13 protein-coding genes are annotated in these 13,896 nt (G+C 70.4%); 10 read left to right on the forward strand and 3 right to left on the reverse strand.

What is annotated here, in order from left to right:
- Window positions 1-269: 269 nt before the first annotated feature.
- Window positions 270-2,006: a single-stranded-DNA-specific exonuclease RecJ gene (recJ, locus tag AC1Q9M_RS14325; RefSeq protein ID WP_444687254.1), complete on the reverse strand. Its 1,737-nt coding sequence runs from the start codon at window positions 2,004-2,006 to the stop codon at window positions 270-272.
- Window positions 2,003-2,998: a phosphoglycerate mutase gene (locus tag AC1Q9M_RS14330; RefSeq protein WP_492434367.1), complete on the reverse strand. Its 996-nt coding sequence runs from the start codon at window positions 2,996-2,998 to the stop codon at window positions 2,003-2,005. Before AC1Q9M_RS14330 ends, recJ begins: the two co-directional genes overlap by 4 nt.
- A gap of 52 nt (window positions 2,999-3,050) precedes the next feature.
- Between AC1Q9M_RS14330 and AC1Q9M_RS14335 the strand changes: the two genes are divergently transcribed.
- Entirely contained in the window at window positions 3,051-4,307 is a 1,257-nt protein-coding gene (locus AC1Q9M_RS14335) for a lipoprotein-releasing ABC transporter permease subunit (RefSeq protein WP_492434369.1), read from the forward strand.
- Entirely contained in the window at window positions 4,300-4,974 is a 675-nt protein-coding gene (lolD, locus tag AC1Q9M_RS14340; RefSeq protein WP_382321488.1) for a lipoprotein-releasing ABC transporter ATP-binding protein LolD, read from the forward strand. The genes AC1Q9M_RS14335 and lolD overlap by 8 nt, the downstream gene beginning before the upstream one ends.
- On the opposite strand, the gene AC1Q9M_RS14345 is transcribed toward lolD, so the two are convergent.
- The gene (locus AC1Q9M_RS14345; RefSeq protein ID WP_382321485.1) at window positions 4,971-5,396 is read right to left on the reverse strand and encodes an META domain-containing protein; all 426 of its coding nucleotides are present in this window, start codon (window positions 5,394-5,396) and stop codon (window positions 4,971-4,973) included. The genes lolD and AC1Q9M_RS14345 overlap by 4 nt on opposite strands.
- Window positions 5,397-5,476: 80 nt before the next feature.
- Between AC1Q9M_RS14345 and AC1Q9M_RS14350 the strand changes: the two genes are divergently transcribed.
- The 8 genes from AC1Q9M_RS14350 (at window position 5,477) to AC1Q9M_RS14385 (ending at window position 13,748) form a co-directional block, all read left to right on the forward strand.
- The gene (locus tag AC1Q9M_RS14350) at window positions 5,477-6,310 is read left to right on the forward strand and encodes a TatD family hydrolase (protein ID WP_444687252.1); all 834 of its coding nucleotides are present in this window, start codon (window positions 5,477-5,479) and stop codon (window positions 6,308-6,310) included.
- Complete coding sequence (locus tag AC1Q9M_RS14355) at window positions 6,307-6,804, forward strand: DNA-deoxyinosine glycosylase (protein ID WP_382321480.1); 498 nt, start codon at window positions 6,307-6,309, stop codon at window positions 6,802-6,804. Before AC1Q9M_RS14350 ends, AC1Q9M_RS14355 begins: the two co-directional genes overlap by 4 nt.
- A gap of 393 nt (window positions 6,805-7,197) precedes the next feature.
- The gene (locus AC1Q9M_RS14360; RefSeq protein ID WP_382321478.1) at window positions 7,198-7,980 is read left to right on the forward strand and encodes a spermine/spermidine synthase domain-containing protein; all 783 of its coding nucleotides are present in this window, start codon (window positions 7,198-7,200) and stop codon (window positions 7,978-7,980) included.
- A 7-nt stretch (window positions 7,981-7,987) separates the two neighbouring features.
- The gene (gene tfpB, locus AC1Q9M_RS14365; protein WP_492434373.1) at window positions 7,988-9,805 is read left to right on the forward strand and encodes a type IV pilus assembly ATPase TfpB; all 1,818 of its coding nucleotides are present in this window, start codon (window positions 7,988-7,990) and stop codon (window positions 9,803-9,805) included.
- 25 nt (window positions 9,806-9,830) lie between these two features.
- Window positions 9,831-10,337 (forward strand): hypothetical protein, encoded by a 507-nt coding sequence (locus AC1Q9M_RS14370; RefSeq protein WP_382321476.1) that lies wholly within the window; start codon window positions 9,831-9,833, stop codon window positions 10,335-10,337.
- Between the two features lie 21 nt (window positions 10,338-10,358).
- Window positions 10,359-11,924 carry a tripartite tricarboxylate transporter permease gene (locus AC1Q9M_RS14375; protein ID WP_492434375.1) on the forward strand — a complete coding sequence of 522 codons (1,566 nt, stop codon included), beginning with the start codon at window positions 10,359-10,361 and terminating at the stop codon, window positions 11,922-11,924.
- Window positions 11,925-11,996: 72 nt separating this feature from the next.
- Complete coding sequence (locus tag AC1Q9M_RS14380; protein ID WP_382328351.1) at window positions 11,997-12,935, forward strand: DMT family transporter; 939 nt, start codon at window positions 11,997-11,999, stop codon at window positions 12,933-12,935.
- A 15-nt stretch (window positions 12,936-12,950) separates the two neighbouring features.
- Entirely contained in the window at window positions 12,951-13,748 is a 798-nt protein-coding gene (locus AC1Q9M_RS14385; protein ID WP_444687247.1) for an SDR family oxidoreductase, read from the forward strand.
- Window positions 13,749-13,896 lie beyond the last annotated feature (148 nt).

The following is a 13,896-nucleotide window of genomic DNA, read 5'->3' on the forward strand; positions in this document are numbered from 1 at the left end:
TGGGGTGATCGCCTCCGCGAATGTCCCCCGAACCGGCTTCGCCGGTTCTCCTCCTTTACTTCGCTGCGGCGATCACCCCAGCCACCGGCGACCTCCCCGGCGAGCGGAGCGGTGGATGTCTGCTCTCTTTGACGTCACTGGCGCGAGGGTGTGGGCGCTCTGCGCAGCGGGGTAAAGGAGGAGCCCCGGCGAAGCCGGGGCGGGGGACACCCGCGGAGCAGAGCGCCCACACCCTCGCGGCCCGCGAGGTACAACGAACCAAGGGAGCCTCAGACCTCCGCCGCCTCCACCAGAAACCGGACCCGCCGCTGCCCCTGCCACTCATCCGCATCCAACCGGAAAGCGATCTTCACCCGCTGTGGCAGCGGCTCCGTGTGGCCGAACCAGATGCCGTCCACCGGTTCACCCTGGTGCTTGAGCTTCAACGCCAGGTGCTTCTCGCCCACGAGACGCTGCGACACCACCACCACCTCCTCGCAGAACACCGGTGGCGCGAACCCCTGACCCCACACCTCCTGGTGCAACGTGTCCACCAGATCCGCGCGACGGTACTTCGTGTCCAGCGGGCCGTCCGCCTCCATGCGGCGCTGCAACGTCGCGGCGTCCAGCCACTCGTGCGCCACCTGCTGCAAGGCCGCCTCGAACGTCTCCAGCTGCTCCTCATCGATCGTGCAGCCCGCCGCCATCGCATGGCCACCAAACCGCAACAACACCCCCGGATGCCGCTTGGCCACCAGGTCGAGCGCATCGCGCAGATGAAAACCCGCGATCGAGCGCCCCGAGCCCTTGAGCTCGTGCTCCTTGCCCTCGGCACCGCTGGCCGCGAACACGAAGGTGGGGCGGTGCAGCTTGTCCTTCAGCCGCGAGGCCACGATGCCGACCACACCCTCGTGGAAGTCGGGGTCGAACACCACCAGCGCCGGCGGCGGCTCCTCGGATTCGTCGAACATCTCCTCGGCCATCTGCAAGGCCTGCTCGCGCATGTCGCCCTCGATCGCCTTGCGCTCGCGGTTGATGCCGTCCAGCGTGCGCGCCAGTTCGTCGGCGCGCAGCGCGTCCTCGGTGGTCAGGCACTCGATGCCCAGCGTCATGTCGGCCAGGCGGCCCGCCGCGTTCAGGCGTGGGCCCAGGGCGAAGCCGAAGTCGAAACCGGTGGCGGCGGCCGGCTTGCGCGCGGCGGCGTTGAACAGCGCCGTCATGCCCGGCGGCATCGCACCCGCGCGCACCCGCTTCAAGCCCTGCGCCACCAGGCGGCGGTTGTTGGCGTCGAGCTTGACCACGTCGGCCACGGTCCCCAGCGCCACCAGCGGCAGCAGGGTGTCGATCTTGGGCTGGTTCTGCGCGGTGAACACACCGCGCTCGCGCAGCTCGGCCCGCAGCGCCAGCAGCACGTAGAACATCACGCCCACCCCCGCGATCGACTTGCTCTCGAAGGCGCAGCCCGGCTGGTTGGGGTTGACGATGATGCAGTCCACCGGCAGGGCGATCTCGCCGTCCTTCAGCGCGGGCAGGTGGTGGTCGGTCACGATCACGTCCAGGCCCAGCTCGCGCGCGGCGCGCACACCGTCCACGCTGGCGATGCCGTTGTCCACCGTCACCAGCACGTCGGCGCCCTGGGCCTTCACGCGCTTCGCGATCGAGGGCGTGAGGCCATAGCCGTCCGTCACGCGGTCGGGCACCAGGTAGTTCACGCGGTCGAAACCCAGGGGCGCGCCCAGCAGGCGCAGGCCGCGCAGGCCGACCGCGCAGGCGGTGGCACCGTCGCAGTCGTAGTCGGCCACGATGCAGATGGATTTGCCTGCGGCCATCGCGTCGGCCAAGGCGCGCGCGGCCTCCTGGGCACCGAGCATCGAGGACGGCGGCAGCAGGCGCGCGAGCGCGTCGTCGAGCTCGTCCTTGCTGGTGATGCCGCGCGCGGCGAACAGGCGCGCCAGCAGGGGATGCAGGCCGCTTTGCTCCAGCGCCCAGGCGGCACGGGGAGGCACGTCGCGGGTGATGATCTTCATAGGGTGTCCAGGGTCTTCCAGGCCGGGGTGGGGCCCAGCAGGTTCTTGATGAGGCGGCCGAGGCGTGCGCCGGCGCCTCGGGGGGCGTTCGTGAAGCGCTGTGCGGCGCGTTCGCCGCACAGGGTGAGGGTGACCGCTTCGCCGCGTTGCGCGCGTTCGCGCCATTCGGCGATGGGGCCGGCATCGAGCGCGGCCCAGGCCTGCCGCCACGCGGCCCAGTCGGCCTGCAGCGCGGCGCGGCGCAACGCATCGGGCTGGGCCGGTGGGGGCTGCGGCGTGATGGGGCGGTCCAGCGCGCCGGCCCCGCTGACCCAGAACCCGTTGACCGGGTGCAGCCGCGCGGCCTCGCGCGCATCGTGCACGGCGTGGGTGTAGAACAGCATCTGCGCCTCGCTCTGCAGGCGCTTGAGCAGCAGGCCCCCGGCCGGGTTGGCCGTGCTTTCGGCCATCCAGGCCTCCACCGAGCGGCCGCTCACGCGGTCCAGGCTGGCGCAGGCGATGCCGCGCAGCGGCTCCCCGCGCGCGTGCCAGCGCGTGGCCGACTGGTAGGTGAGGGTGATGCCGTCTTCAGCGCAATAGGGCGCCAGGGCGTCGAACAGCGCGCGCGAGTGGTCGTCGCTCAGGCCCAATTGATCACCGGGCAACAGCGTCACCTGTTCCATGCCGACCTGAAAGTGGCAGGGCGTGAACCAGGCCTGGGGCGTGTCGGGTTGCGCGTCTTCCATCGCGGCCCAGGGAATCAGGCCGTCGCCGAAGGGGCAGCCGTCGGCGCGCACCAGGCCCAGCGCCTGCGCCAAGGCGCGTTCGTGCGGCGGGCTCAGGCTGTGGTCGTCGCCCGCGTCGGCGTAGACAGGCACCAGTTCGGCCAGCAGCGCGGTGAGCTGGGGCAAGGGCAAACCCGGGAGCGCGGTGCGGCAGGCGGGGTCGCTCGCGCTGGCGAAAGGAACCAGCAGGTGCAGGCGAGGCTCAGAGGCCGGGTAGGGGGCGGGCATGCCGTGATTGTCGGGGATGCCACAATGCCCGCTGCATCCCACCACCAACTGCATGCAAACCCCTTACGAACTCATCCTGGGCTGGCGCTACACCCGCGCCGGCCGCGCCACCCGGCGCAACGGTTTCATCTCCTTCATCTCGGGTGTGTCCATGCTGGGCATCGCGCTGGGCGTGGCCGCGCTCATCATCGTGCTCTCGGTGATGAACGGCTTCCAGAAGGAGGTGCGCGACCGCATGCTGGGCGTGCTCTCGCACATCGAGGTGTTCGAGCCCAGCGGCCAGGCGATCCCCAACCTGGCCGACACGCTGGCCCGCATCGAGCGCCATCCCGAGGTGGTGGGCGCCGCGCCGTTCGTGGGCGCGCAGGCGCTGATCGCGCGCGGCGAGGACATGAAGGGCGCATTGGTGCGCGGCATCGACCCCGCGCTCGAACCCAAGGTGACCGGCCTGGCGGCGGAACTGGCCGACACCATGCTGCCGCGCCTGGTGCCCGGCGAGTTCGGCGTCATCCTCGGCGGTGAGCTGGCGCGCAGCCTGGGTGTGATCGCGGGCGACAGCGTCACGCTGATCGCGCCCAACGGCCAGGTGACGCCGGCCGGCGTGGTGCCGCGCATCCGCCAGATGACGGTGGTGGGCACCTTCGATTCGGGCCACTTCGAGTACGACTCGGCCCTGGCCCTGCTGCACCAGGACGACGCCGCGCGCATCTTCCGCGTGGAGGGCCCGACCGGCGTGCGCGTGAAGATCAAGAACCTGCACCAGGCGCGCGAGGTGGCCCTGTCCATCGCCTCCGACCTCGACCCCGGCCTGCTGGTGCGCGACTGGACGCGCCAGAACCGCACCTGGTTCGCCGCCGTGCAGCTCGAGAAACGCATGATGTTCATCATCCTCACGCTGATCGTGGCCGTGGCCGCGTTCAACCTCGTGTCCACGCTGGTGATGACGGTGACCGACAAGCGCGCCGACATCGCCATCCTGCGCACGCTGGGCGCGAGCCCGCAGAGCATCATGGGCGTGTTCATGGTGCAGGGCGCCATGGTGGGCATCATCGGCACCGGCGCGGGTCTGCTGCTCGGCCTGGGCGTGGCCTTCAACATCGACACCCTGGTGCCCGCGCTCGAACGCCTGCTGGGCGCGAGTTTCCTGCCGCAGGACATCTACCTCATCAGCCGCATGCCCAGCGACCCGCAGCAGACCGACATCCTGCCGGTCGCGCTGATTTCGCTGGTGCTGGCCTTCCTGGCCACGATCTACCCGAGCTGGCGCGCCAGCCGCGTGAACCCCGCCGAGGCCTTGCGCTATGAGTGACACCGTTCTCCAGGCCCAGGGCCTCACCAAGCGCTTCCACGAAGGCCGGCTCGACGTCACCGTGCTCAAGGGCGTGGACCTCGCGGTGCGCGCGGGCGAAACCGTGGCCATCGTCGGCGCCTCGGGCTCGGGCAAGAGCACCTTGCTGCACCTGCTCGGCGGGCTGGACGCGCCCACCAGCGGCAGCGTGCAGCTGATGGGGCAGACCCTCTCGGGCCTGAGCGCCACGCAACAAGGCACGCTGCGCAACCGGCACCTGGGCTTCGTCTACCAGTTCCACCACCTGCTGCCCGAATTCAGCGCGCGCGACAACGTGGCGATGCCGCTGTGGATCCGCCGCCTGCCGCGCGCCGAGGCGGCGCAGCAGGCCGAGCAGATGCTCGCGCGCGTGGGCCTGGGCGAGCGCCTGCACCACCGGCCGGCCGAGCTGTCGGGTGGCGAGCGCCAGCGCGTGGCGATCGCGCGCGCGCTGGTGACGCAACCGGCCTGCGTGCTGGCCGACGAACCCACCGGCAACCTGGACCGCAGCACCGCCGAGGGCGTGTTCCAGCTCATGCTGGAACTGGCCCGCGACCAGGGCACGGCCTTTATCGTCGTCACGCACGACGAGGCGCTGGCTGCGCGTTGTGCACGCGTGCTGCGGTTGACCGCAGGCGTTCTGACTTAGGGCTTGGTTCTGCTAAAGCGCAGGGGTTTGTCGAGGCCCTGCACGTGCATCAGCATCGTCCGTCCCTGCACCTCCAGTCGCTGGGCCTTCTGCAGCGCGTCCAGGTAGCGCGTTTCCTGGTCGTTCACCGCTTCGGGGCAGGCCATGCGCGTGCCGCCGAGCTGGCCGATGGCCACGCGGTCCTGCATCAGGGTGTACGAGCCGAAGAAGCGGTTGCACGAGCTGTTGCCGGCCACGCGCCCGGCTTCGGGGAAGGCGAGCGTGGCCTGCACGCGGTCCAGCACGCCGCGCCCGCCCAGGTCTTCCAACAGCCATTCGCTGCCCACCAGCGGGGCGGGCGCGGGGACGCCGGGCAGGGCGCAGGCGCTGAGGGCCAGCAGGGCGGGCACGGCGAGCGAGGCGAGGCGGGTGGTGTGTGACATGGTGATTTCCTTTCTTGCTGGCATTCTTGTGAGCGGGCCGGTGCGCTGGCGCTTGCCGGCACAATGGCCGTTATACCGCCATGTGGATCGACACACACTGCCATCTGGATGCGCCCGAGTTCGGCGCCGACCACGCTCTCGCGATCAGCCTGCGTGAACTCGCGGCCGCGCGCGGCGTGGGCCGGTGCGTCATTCCCGCTGTGGCGCGCTTCAATTTCGACACCGTGCGCCTGCTCGCGCACCGCCTGGGCGACGCCTATGCGCTGGGCATCCACCCGCTGTGCGTGCCCAAGGCGACGGAAGACGACCTCACGGTCCTGGACGCGGCGCTCACCGATCACCGCGACGATCCCCGCCTCGTCGCGGTGGGTGAGATCGGCCTGGATTTTTTCGTGCCCGAACTCTGCACGCCCGAGATGCGCGAGCGGCAGACCGCCTTCTACCGCGCGCAGCTTCGGCTGGCGCGAAAGCACGGCCTGCCGGTGATCGTGCACGTGCGCCGCAGTGCCGACCTGTTGCTCAAGCATTTGCGTGAACTGCCGGTGGCCGGCATCGCGCACGCCTTCAACGGCAGCGAACAGCAGGCGCAGGCCTTCATCGATCTGGGTTTCAAGCTGGGCTTCGGTGGCGCGAGCACCTTCGAGCCCGCGCGGCAGCTGCGCCGGCTCGCGGCCGAATTGCCCTTGTCGGCGTTGGTGATGGAGACCGATGCGCCGGACATTCCGCCGCAGTGGCTGTACGTGACGGCGGCCGAGCGCGAGGCCGGGCGCGCGCAGGGCCTCAACAGCCCGGCGGAGCTGCCGCGCATCGGGGCGGTGGTGGCGGGTTTGCGGGGCATGCCGGTGGAGGATCTGATGGTGGCGAGCACCGCGAATGCCCTGGTGGCGTTGCCGCGCTTGGGGGCTTTGGCATGAGCCGGTTGCAGGGTCTGGCACCGGTGTTGAGCGCGAACACGCGGGTGTTGGTGCTGGGCAGTTTTCCGGGGGTGGCGTCGTTGCGGGCGCAGCAGTATTACGGCCATCCACAGAACCATTTCTGGAAGATCCTGGGGGCTTTGTGGGCCTTGCCTTTGCCTGCGATGGATTACGCGGGGCGGGTGGCGGCGTTGCGCGAGCACGGGCTGGGGGTGTGGGATGTGTACGGTGCCTGCGAGCGTGAGGGGAGTCTGGACGCCAACATCCTGAATGCGGAGTTGAACGATTTTTCGATGGTGCTGCGTGAGTGCCCGATGCTGGAGGCGATCGCCCACAACGGGGGCGAGAGTTTCCGGCATTCGCGGCACACGGAGAAGCTGGGGGTGCCGGTGTACCGGTTGCCTTCCACGAGTCCGGCGAATGCGAGTTGGAGTTTTGATCGCAAGCTGGCGGCTTGGGCCGAGGTGCTGCGTCGGCATGGGGTGGGGGGGTGAGTTCCTTGTTGGGTTGAGACCTCGCGGGCTCGGAGCGATAGGGCGCTCTGCTCCGCGGGTGTCCCCCGGCGGCTGGTGCCGCCTCCTCCTTTACCCCGCTGCGCAGAACGCCCTATCACTCCGAGCTACCCATTTGCAGGCACTCGACTCTCCCGCATACCAACCCTGCGGTTCACCGGGGGTGGCCGACGCAGCGAAGTAAAGGAGGAGGGGCGGCGAAGCCGCCCCGGGGGACATGAGCGGAGTCGGCCACCCCCGGTGAACCGCAGGGCGCCGCCGGAGAAAAACCCAACCCGACACTGTGTTCATAATCGTCCTCCCAAGGCCAGACACCCAGATGCAGCACTCCCCCCACCCCTCCGAACATTCCCCGCGTGACAGCGAGGGCAAGGCATGAAGGCCGGCGCCAATGCCGCCGCGCGCGCACGGCGCGCGGTCCAGACCCTGCCGGACGTGACCATCTCCGAAGACAGCGAAGTGCGCTTCCTGCACCTGGGCACCGAATGGATCCAGGGCTCGATGCTGCTGGAGTCGCCGTTCGACATCGAACTCGACTACGTCCAGCGCATGATGGCCTGGCTGCTCTTCGTCGATCCGGACTCGGTGCCCAAACGCCGCGCACTGCAGCTGGGCCTGGGCTCCGCCGCGCTCACCAAGTTCTGCTTCAAGAAACTGCGCATGGACACCACCGCGATCGAGATCAACCCGCAGGTGGTCGCGGTGTGCCGGCAGTGGTTCAAACTGCCCGCCGACGGGCCGCGCCTGCGCGTGCTGCTCGCCGACGCCGGTGAAGAGATCCGCCGCGCCGACCACGTCGGCGCCTACGACGCGCTGCAGGTGGACCTCTACGACCACGAAGCCGCCGCCCCCGTGCTCGACAGCCCCGACTTCTACGCCGATTGCCGCGCCGCGCTCACCGACGACGGCTGCCTCACCGTCAACCTCTTCGGCCGCGACGCGAGCTACGAGCGCTCGCTGCAAAGCATCTGCGCCGCCTTCGTGTCCGACGCGGTCTGGGCCTTCAAGCCCACGCGCGAAGGCAACACCGTGGTGCTGGCCCAACGCACCGCCGAGCGGCCCACCCGCATGGCCCTGCTGGCGCGCGCGGAAGCGGTGCAGGCGCGCTGGGGTTTACCCGCTGTGAAGTGGCTGCGCCTGTTCAAACCGGTATCCTGATCGACGCATGAAGACCTCGCCGACGCCACCGCAGCAGCAACAGAAGACATTCGATGGCCCGCTCGACTGGCGCAGCCTCGTGGGCTGGCTGCGCGAGGACGGCATCATCTCCGCCGAGGAGGCCGAGCGCACCACCACGCGCTGCGCCTCGGCGCACAGTTCGCAGCACCCGCTGCAGCGCCTGGCGGTGGTGGGCATGTCGCGCAAGGCCGACCAGCACGTGCTCGACGTGGAGATGCTCACGCAATGGCTGGCCCAACGCAGCGGCCTAGAGTACATGCGCATCGACCCGCTGAAGGTGGATGTGGGTAAGGTGGCCGACGTGATGAGCGCCGCCTACGCCGAACGCCACAAGGTGCTGCCGGTGCTGGTGAGCCCGAACGAGGTGGTGGTGGCCACGGCCGAGCCCTTCATCCGCGACTGGGTGCCCGAGGTGGAGCGCCAGACCCGGCGCAGCGTGCGCCTGGTGCTCTCCAGCCCGCAGTCCATCAAGAGCTTCACCGGGGAGTTCTTCGCGCTGGCCAAGTCGGTGCGCGCGGCCAACAAGAGCGGCGCGCCGGGCGGCTTCGGCAGCTTCGAACAGCTGGTGGAGCTGGGCAAGGCGAACAAGCAGCTCGACGCCAACGACCAGGGCGTGGTGCAGGTGGTGGACTGGCTCTGGCAATACGCCTTCGACCAGCGCGCCAGCGACATCCACCTCGAACCCCGGCGCGAGCAGGGTGTGATCCGCTTCCGCATCGACGGCGTGCTGCACCCCGTCTACCAGATGCCCATCGGCGTGATGAACGCGATGACCGCGCGCATCAAGCTGCTGGGCCGCATGGACGTGGTCGAGCGGCGCCGCCCACAGGACGGCCGCATCAAGACCCTGCGCCCGGGCGTGGGCGGCGCGCGCGGCGACGAGGTGGAAATGCGCCTGTCCACCCTGCCCACCGCGTTCGGCGAAAAGCTGGTCATGCGCATCTTCGACCCCGAGTCGACCGTGAAGGACCTCAGCGCCCTGGGCTTCGCCGCGCACGACGCCCAGCGCTGGGAAAGCCTGACCCGGCAACCGCACGGCATCGTGCTGGTGACCGGCCCCACCGGCTCGGGCAAGACCACCACGCTGTACGCCACGCTCAAGCGCCTGGCCACGGAAGAGGTCAACGTGAGCACGGTGGAAGACCCGATCGAGATGATCGAGCCGGCTTTCAACCAGACCCAGGTGCAACCTCACCTAGACCTCGATTTCGCGCAGGGCCTGCGCTCGCTGATGCGGCAGGACCCGGACATCATCATGGTCGGCGAGGTGCGCGACCTGGCCACCGCCGAGATGGCGGTGCAGGCCGCGCTCACCGGCCACCTGGTGTTCACCACGCTGCACACCAACGACGCGCCCTCGGCCATCATGCGGCTGATGGAGCTGGGCATTCCGCCCTACCTGATCAACGCCACCGTGCTGGGCGTGCTCGCCCAGCGCCTGGTGCGCACGATGTGCCCGGCCTGCCGCAAGCCACAGGACCAGGACGAGACCGCGGCCTCGCGGGCGACGCTGACCGAGCTGGTCAAGCCCTGGCAGGTCAGCGGCAGCTACCGGCCCTACCAGCCGGTGGGCTGCGTGGACTGCCGCATGACCGGCTTCCGAGGCCGCATGGGCCTGTACGAACTGCTGGTGGTCACCGAGGCCTTCAAGGACAAGGTCAGCCGCGAGCCCGTGCTCGACGCGCTGCGCCGGCAGGCCGTGCAGGATGGCATGCGGCCGCTGCGCCTGGCGGGCGCGGCGCGCGTGGCCGAGGGCCTGACCACCATGGACGAGGTGCTGGCCTGCACGCCGCCCGTGCAGTGAGCCGTCCGCGCGGTCACCACGACGCATGATCAAGAACCTGCAGGACTTTCTGGCCGGGCTGCTGTTCCTGGCCCTGGGCGTGGGTTTCGGCTGGGCCGCCTCGCGCCATGCGCTGGGCTCGGCGGCGCAGATGGGCCCGGGGTATGTGCCCCTGCTGCTGGGCCTCGTGCTGGGGCTGCTGGGCCTGCTCATCCTGTTCAAGGCGCTGACCTTCGAGGCCCTGGGCGGCGGGCGCGTGCGGCACTGGGGCTGGGGCCCCTTGCTGCGCCTGCTCGGTGGTCTCTTGTGGCTGGCCTTGTGCAGCGGGCCGGCGCAGTGGCCCTGGATCGGGGCCTGGTTCACTGGCTGGCCCACGCTGGGCCTGGCGGCGGGGGTGTCGGGTCTGGTGCTGGCGGTGGTGCCGGGTGAGCCCGGTGGCGCCAGCGGGCGCGTGTGGCTGTGGGCCATCGCGCTGGCGGCGGTGGTGTGTGCGCTGTGGATCGGCCCCCTGGGGCTGGATCTGCCGCTGTGGCCCACGCGCGCCTTGCGCTGAATACCGCGGGGACGCACGGGCATGGTGGACTTTTCCTGGTGGGATTCGCTGGCGCAGGGCCTGGCCGCGGTGTGGGGCTGGCAGGCGCTGGGCCTGATCGCGCTCGGTGTGCTGGTGGGCAGCGTGTTCGGCGTGCTGCCGGGCCTGGGGCCGGTGGCCGCCATCGCGCTGCTGCTGCCGGCCACGCTGGGCCTGCCCTCGCTGCCCGCGCTGCTGGTGCTCGCGGGCGTCTACTACGGCGCGCAGTACGGGGGCTCGCTGCCGGCCATCGTGCTCGACCAGCCTGGCGAGGCCTCGTCGGTGATGACCAGCCACGACGGGCATCCGATGGCCTTGCAGGGCCGGGCGGGCGTGGCGCTGTCCATGGCGACGATCAGTTCGTTCGCCGCCGGTTGCCTGGCCATCGCGCTGGTGGTCCTGCTCGCGCCGGCGGTGGTGTCACTGGGCCTGCAGTTCGGCGCGGCCGAGCGTTTCCTGCTGCTGGTCGTCGGGCTAGTGGGCGCGACGGTGCTGGCCTCGGGCTCGTTCCTCAAGGCGCTGGCCATGACGGTGCTGGGCCTGTTGCTCGGCCTGATGGGCTGGGACGTGCACACCGGCACCGCGCGCTTCGTGCCCGAAGGCCTGGAGCCCTGGATGGGGCGCCACCACGGTCTGACCGAAGGCGTGGGCTTCATCGCGCTGGCGCTGGGCTTTTTCGTGGTCGCGCCGGTGGCGGCCGAACTGGCGGGCCTCTCCGCCCTGGCGCCTGCGGCGCCTGTGCGCGAAACGCCCCCGGGCACACCGGTGGTCTCGGGCATGGCGACGCGGCCCACGCGCGAGGAACTCAAGGACGCGCTGCCGGCCCTGCTGCGCGGCACCGGCCTGGGTGCGGTGCTCGGCGTGGTGCCGGGCGGCGGCGCGTTGCTGTCCTCGCTGGCGGCGTACCGGCTGGAGGTCGTGGTCTCGCGCCACCGCACGCCGCCGCTGGGCCAGGGCAACCTGCGCGGCGTGGCCGCGCCCGAGGCCGCCAACAACGCGGGCGCGCAGACCGCCTACCTGCCCATGCTGGCCCTGGGTCTGCCGCCCAACACCGTGATGGCGCTGCTGCTGGGTGCGCTCGGCCTGCACGCCATCGAGCCCGGTCCCTCGGTCATGGGCGTGCAGCCTTCGATGTTCTGGGGCCTGCTGGTGTCCATGTGGGTGGGCAACCTGCTGTTGCTGCTGCTCAACCTGCCGCTGGCGCGCTGGTGGGCGCCTGTGCTGCTGGGCGTGTTGCGCGTGCCGCGCCGCGCGCTGCTGGCCGGTCTGCTGGTGGCCGCCGGCCTGGGCGCGCTGGCGCTCGGCCCGCACGGCTGGGGCGTGTGGCTGGTCATCGGGCTGGGCCTGCTGGGCTTCGTGCTGCAGCGCCTGGGCTGCGAGGGCGTGGCGCTGTTGCTGGGCTTCGTGCTCGCCCCGGGCCTGGAAGAGCAACTGCGCCGCACGCTGCGGCTCTCGCGCGGCGACTGGTTCGTGTTCCTGGAGCGGCCGGTCTCCGCCCTGCTGCTGATGGTGGCCATCCTGCTGCTGCTGGTCGTGGTGCTGCAGCCGCGCCGGCGCGCGCCGGACTGACGCAGCCTGCCATCGCCAAAGACGAAGCCCCGCGCGCCACGGGCCCTTCGCCGCGCCCGGATAATCGGCTGGATGCCCGCCGCGCCTTCCGCTTCCCACCCCTCGCCCCACCTCGCCACCGGCCTGTTGCTGGCCAGCGCGGGCTCCATTGCCTTCAGCGGCAAGGCCATCATCGTCAAGCTGGCCTACCGCCATGGGGTCGATGCGGTCACGCTCATCATGTACCGCATGCTGTTCGCGCTGCCGCTGTTCCTGGCGCTGGCCTGGTGGGCCAGCCACCGGCCCGGCGGCGAGAAACCGGCGCCGCTCACGCGGCGCGACTGGCTGGGCGTGCTCGGCCTGGGCTTCACCGGTTATTACCTCGCGAGTTTCCTGGACTTCTGGGGCCTGCAGTACATCAGCGCGAGCCTGGAGCGCCTGATCCTGTACCTCAACCCCACGCTGGTGCTGTTGCTGGGCTGGGTGGTCTACAAGCGGCGCGTCACCGGCCTGCAGGCCATCGCCATGGCCGTGAGCTATGCCGGCGTGATGCTGGTGTTCGGCCACGAGGCCGGCTTTCAGGGGCCGGATGCGGTGCTGGGCACGGTGCTGGTGTTCGGCAGCGCCGTGAGCTACGCCATCTACCTCGTGTACAGCGGCGAACTCGTCAAGCGGCTGGGCTCGATGCGCCTGGTGGGCCTGGCCACCAGCGTGGCCTGCGTGCTGTGCCTGCTGCAGTTCGTGCTGCTGCGGCCGATGAGCGCGGCCGCCGTGGCGCCCGAGGTGATCTGGCTCTCGCTGCTCAACGCCACGCTGTGCACCTTCGCGCCGGTGGTGATGGTGATGATGGCGATCGAGCGCATCGGCGCCGGCCTGTCGGCGCAGACCGGGATGATCGGCCCCATGTCCACCATCGTGATGGGCGTGCTGATCCTCGACGAACCTTTCAACCGCTGGATCGTCGCGGGCACGGTGCTGGTGCTCGGCGGTGTCTTCCTGGTGACGCGCTTCGGCTCGGCGCCGAAAAAATAACCTCTGGAGATTCACATGGATTTGGGCATCAAGGGCAAATGGGCGCTGGTGTGCGGCGCGAGCAAGGGCCTGGGCCTGGGCTGCGCGCAGGCGCTCGTGGCCGAGGGCGTCAACGTGGTGCTGGTCGCGCGCGGCGCGGCCGACCTCGACGCGGCGGTGAGCGCGCTGCGCGCTGCGGCACCCGGCGTCAATGTGCTGGGCGTGGCGGCCGACATCACCACGACCGAAGGCCGCGCGGCCGCGCTGTCGGTGGCGGGCGGGCCGGGCAAGGCCTTCGACATCCTGGTCAACAACGCGGGCGGTCCGCCGCCGGGCGATTTCCGCTCGTGGGAGCGCGACGACTGGATCCAGGCGCTGGACGCCAACATGCTCACGCCGATCGAACTCATCAAGGCCGTGGTGGACGGCATGGCGCAGCGTGGCTTCGGCCGCATCGTCAACATCACCTCGGGCGCGGTGAAGGCCCCGATCGGCATCCTGGGCCTGTCCAACGGCGCGCGCAGCGGCCTCACGGGTTTCGTGGCCGGTGCCGCGCGCAGCCCGCTGGCCGCGCAGGGCGTGACCATCAACAACCTGCTGCCGGGCGCGTTCGAGACCGACCGGCTCAAGACCACCATGGCCGGTGCCGCCAGCAAGGCGGGCCAGCCGCTGGACGCCGTGATGGACGCGCGCCGCAGCACCATCCCGGCCAAGCGCTTTGGCCACCCGCAGGAGTTCGGCGCGATCTGCGCCTTCCTGTGCAGCGTGCACGCGGGCTACATGACGGGCCAGAACGTGCTGGCCGACGGCGGCGCCTACCCAGGCACGTTCTGAGGCCGCGCGGCACCCCTGCACCAGGCTTGTGCGGGGGGGTCGAAAAGCGGTGGAAAACGCACCGCCGAGGCGCATTTTCCGCACCACTTCCATGCGGTTTTTCCGAATGAAAACCGCTTCGGAAAAGTCGTGCGTTGATGCCTCAACT

It is taken from the genome of Hydrogenophaga sp. GW823-FHT04C09, from assembly GCF_058796355.1.

Bases quoted from the DNA above. Each gene is read 5' to 3' on its own strand.
- recJ (WP_444687254.1), bottom strand. From the start codon at position 2,006: ATGAAGATCATCACCCGCGACGTGCCTCCCCGTGCCGCCTGGGCGCTG.
- AC1Q9M_RS14330 (WP_492434367.1), bottom strand. From the start codon at position 2,998: ATGCCCGCCCCCTACCCGGCCTCTGAGCCTCGCCTGCACCTGCTGGTT.
- AC1Q9M_RS14335 (WP_492434369.1), top strand. From the start codon at position 3,051: ATGCAAACCCCTTACGAACTCATCCTGGGCTGGCGCTACACCCGCGCC.
- lolD (WP_382321488.1), top strand. From the start codon at position 4,300: ATGAGTGACACCGTTCTCCAGGCCCAGGGCCTCACCAAGCGCTTCCAC.
- AC1Q9M_RS14345 (WP_382321485.1), bottom strand. From the start codon at position 5,396: ATGTCACACACCACCCGCCTCGCCTCGCTCGCCGTGCCCGCCCTGCTG.
- AC1Q9M_RS14350 (WP_444687252.1), top strand. From the start codon at position 5,477: ATGTGGATCGACACACACTGCCATCTGGATGCGCCCGAGTTCGGCGCC.
- AC1Q9M_RS14355 (WP_382321480.1), top strand. From the start codon at position 6,307: ATGAGCCGGTTGCAGGGTCTGGCACCGGTGTTGAGCGCGAACACGCGG.
- AC1Q9M_RS14360 (WP_382321478.1), top strand. From the start codon at position 7,198: ATGAAGGCCGGCGCCAATGCCGCCGCGCGCGCACGGCGCGCGGTCCAG.
- tfpB (WP_492434373.1), top strand. From the start codon at position 7,988: ATGAAGACCTCGCCGACGCCACCGCAGCAGCAACAGAAGACATTCGAT.
- AC1Q9M_RS14370 (WP_382321476.1), top strand. From the start codon at position 9,831: ATGATCAAGAACCTGCAGGACTTTCTGGCCGGGCTGCTGTTCCTGGCC.
- AC1Q9M_RS14375 (WP_492434375.1), top strand. From the start codon at position 10,359: ATGGTGGACTTTTCCTGGTGGGATTCGCTGGCGCAGGGCCTGGCCGCG.
- AC1Q9M_RS14380 (WP_382328351.1), top strand. From the start codon at position 11,997: ATGCCCGCCGCGCCTTCCGCTTCCCACCCCTCGCCCCACCTCGCCACC.
- AC1Q9M_RS14385 (WP_444687247.1), top strand. From the start codon at position 12,951: ATGGATTTGGGCATCAAGGGCAAATGGGCGCTGGTGTGCGGCGCGAGC.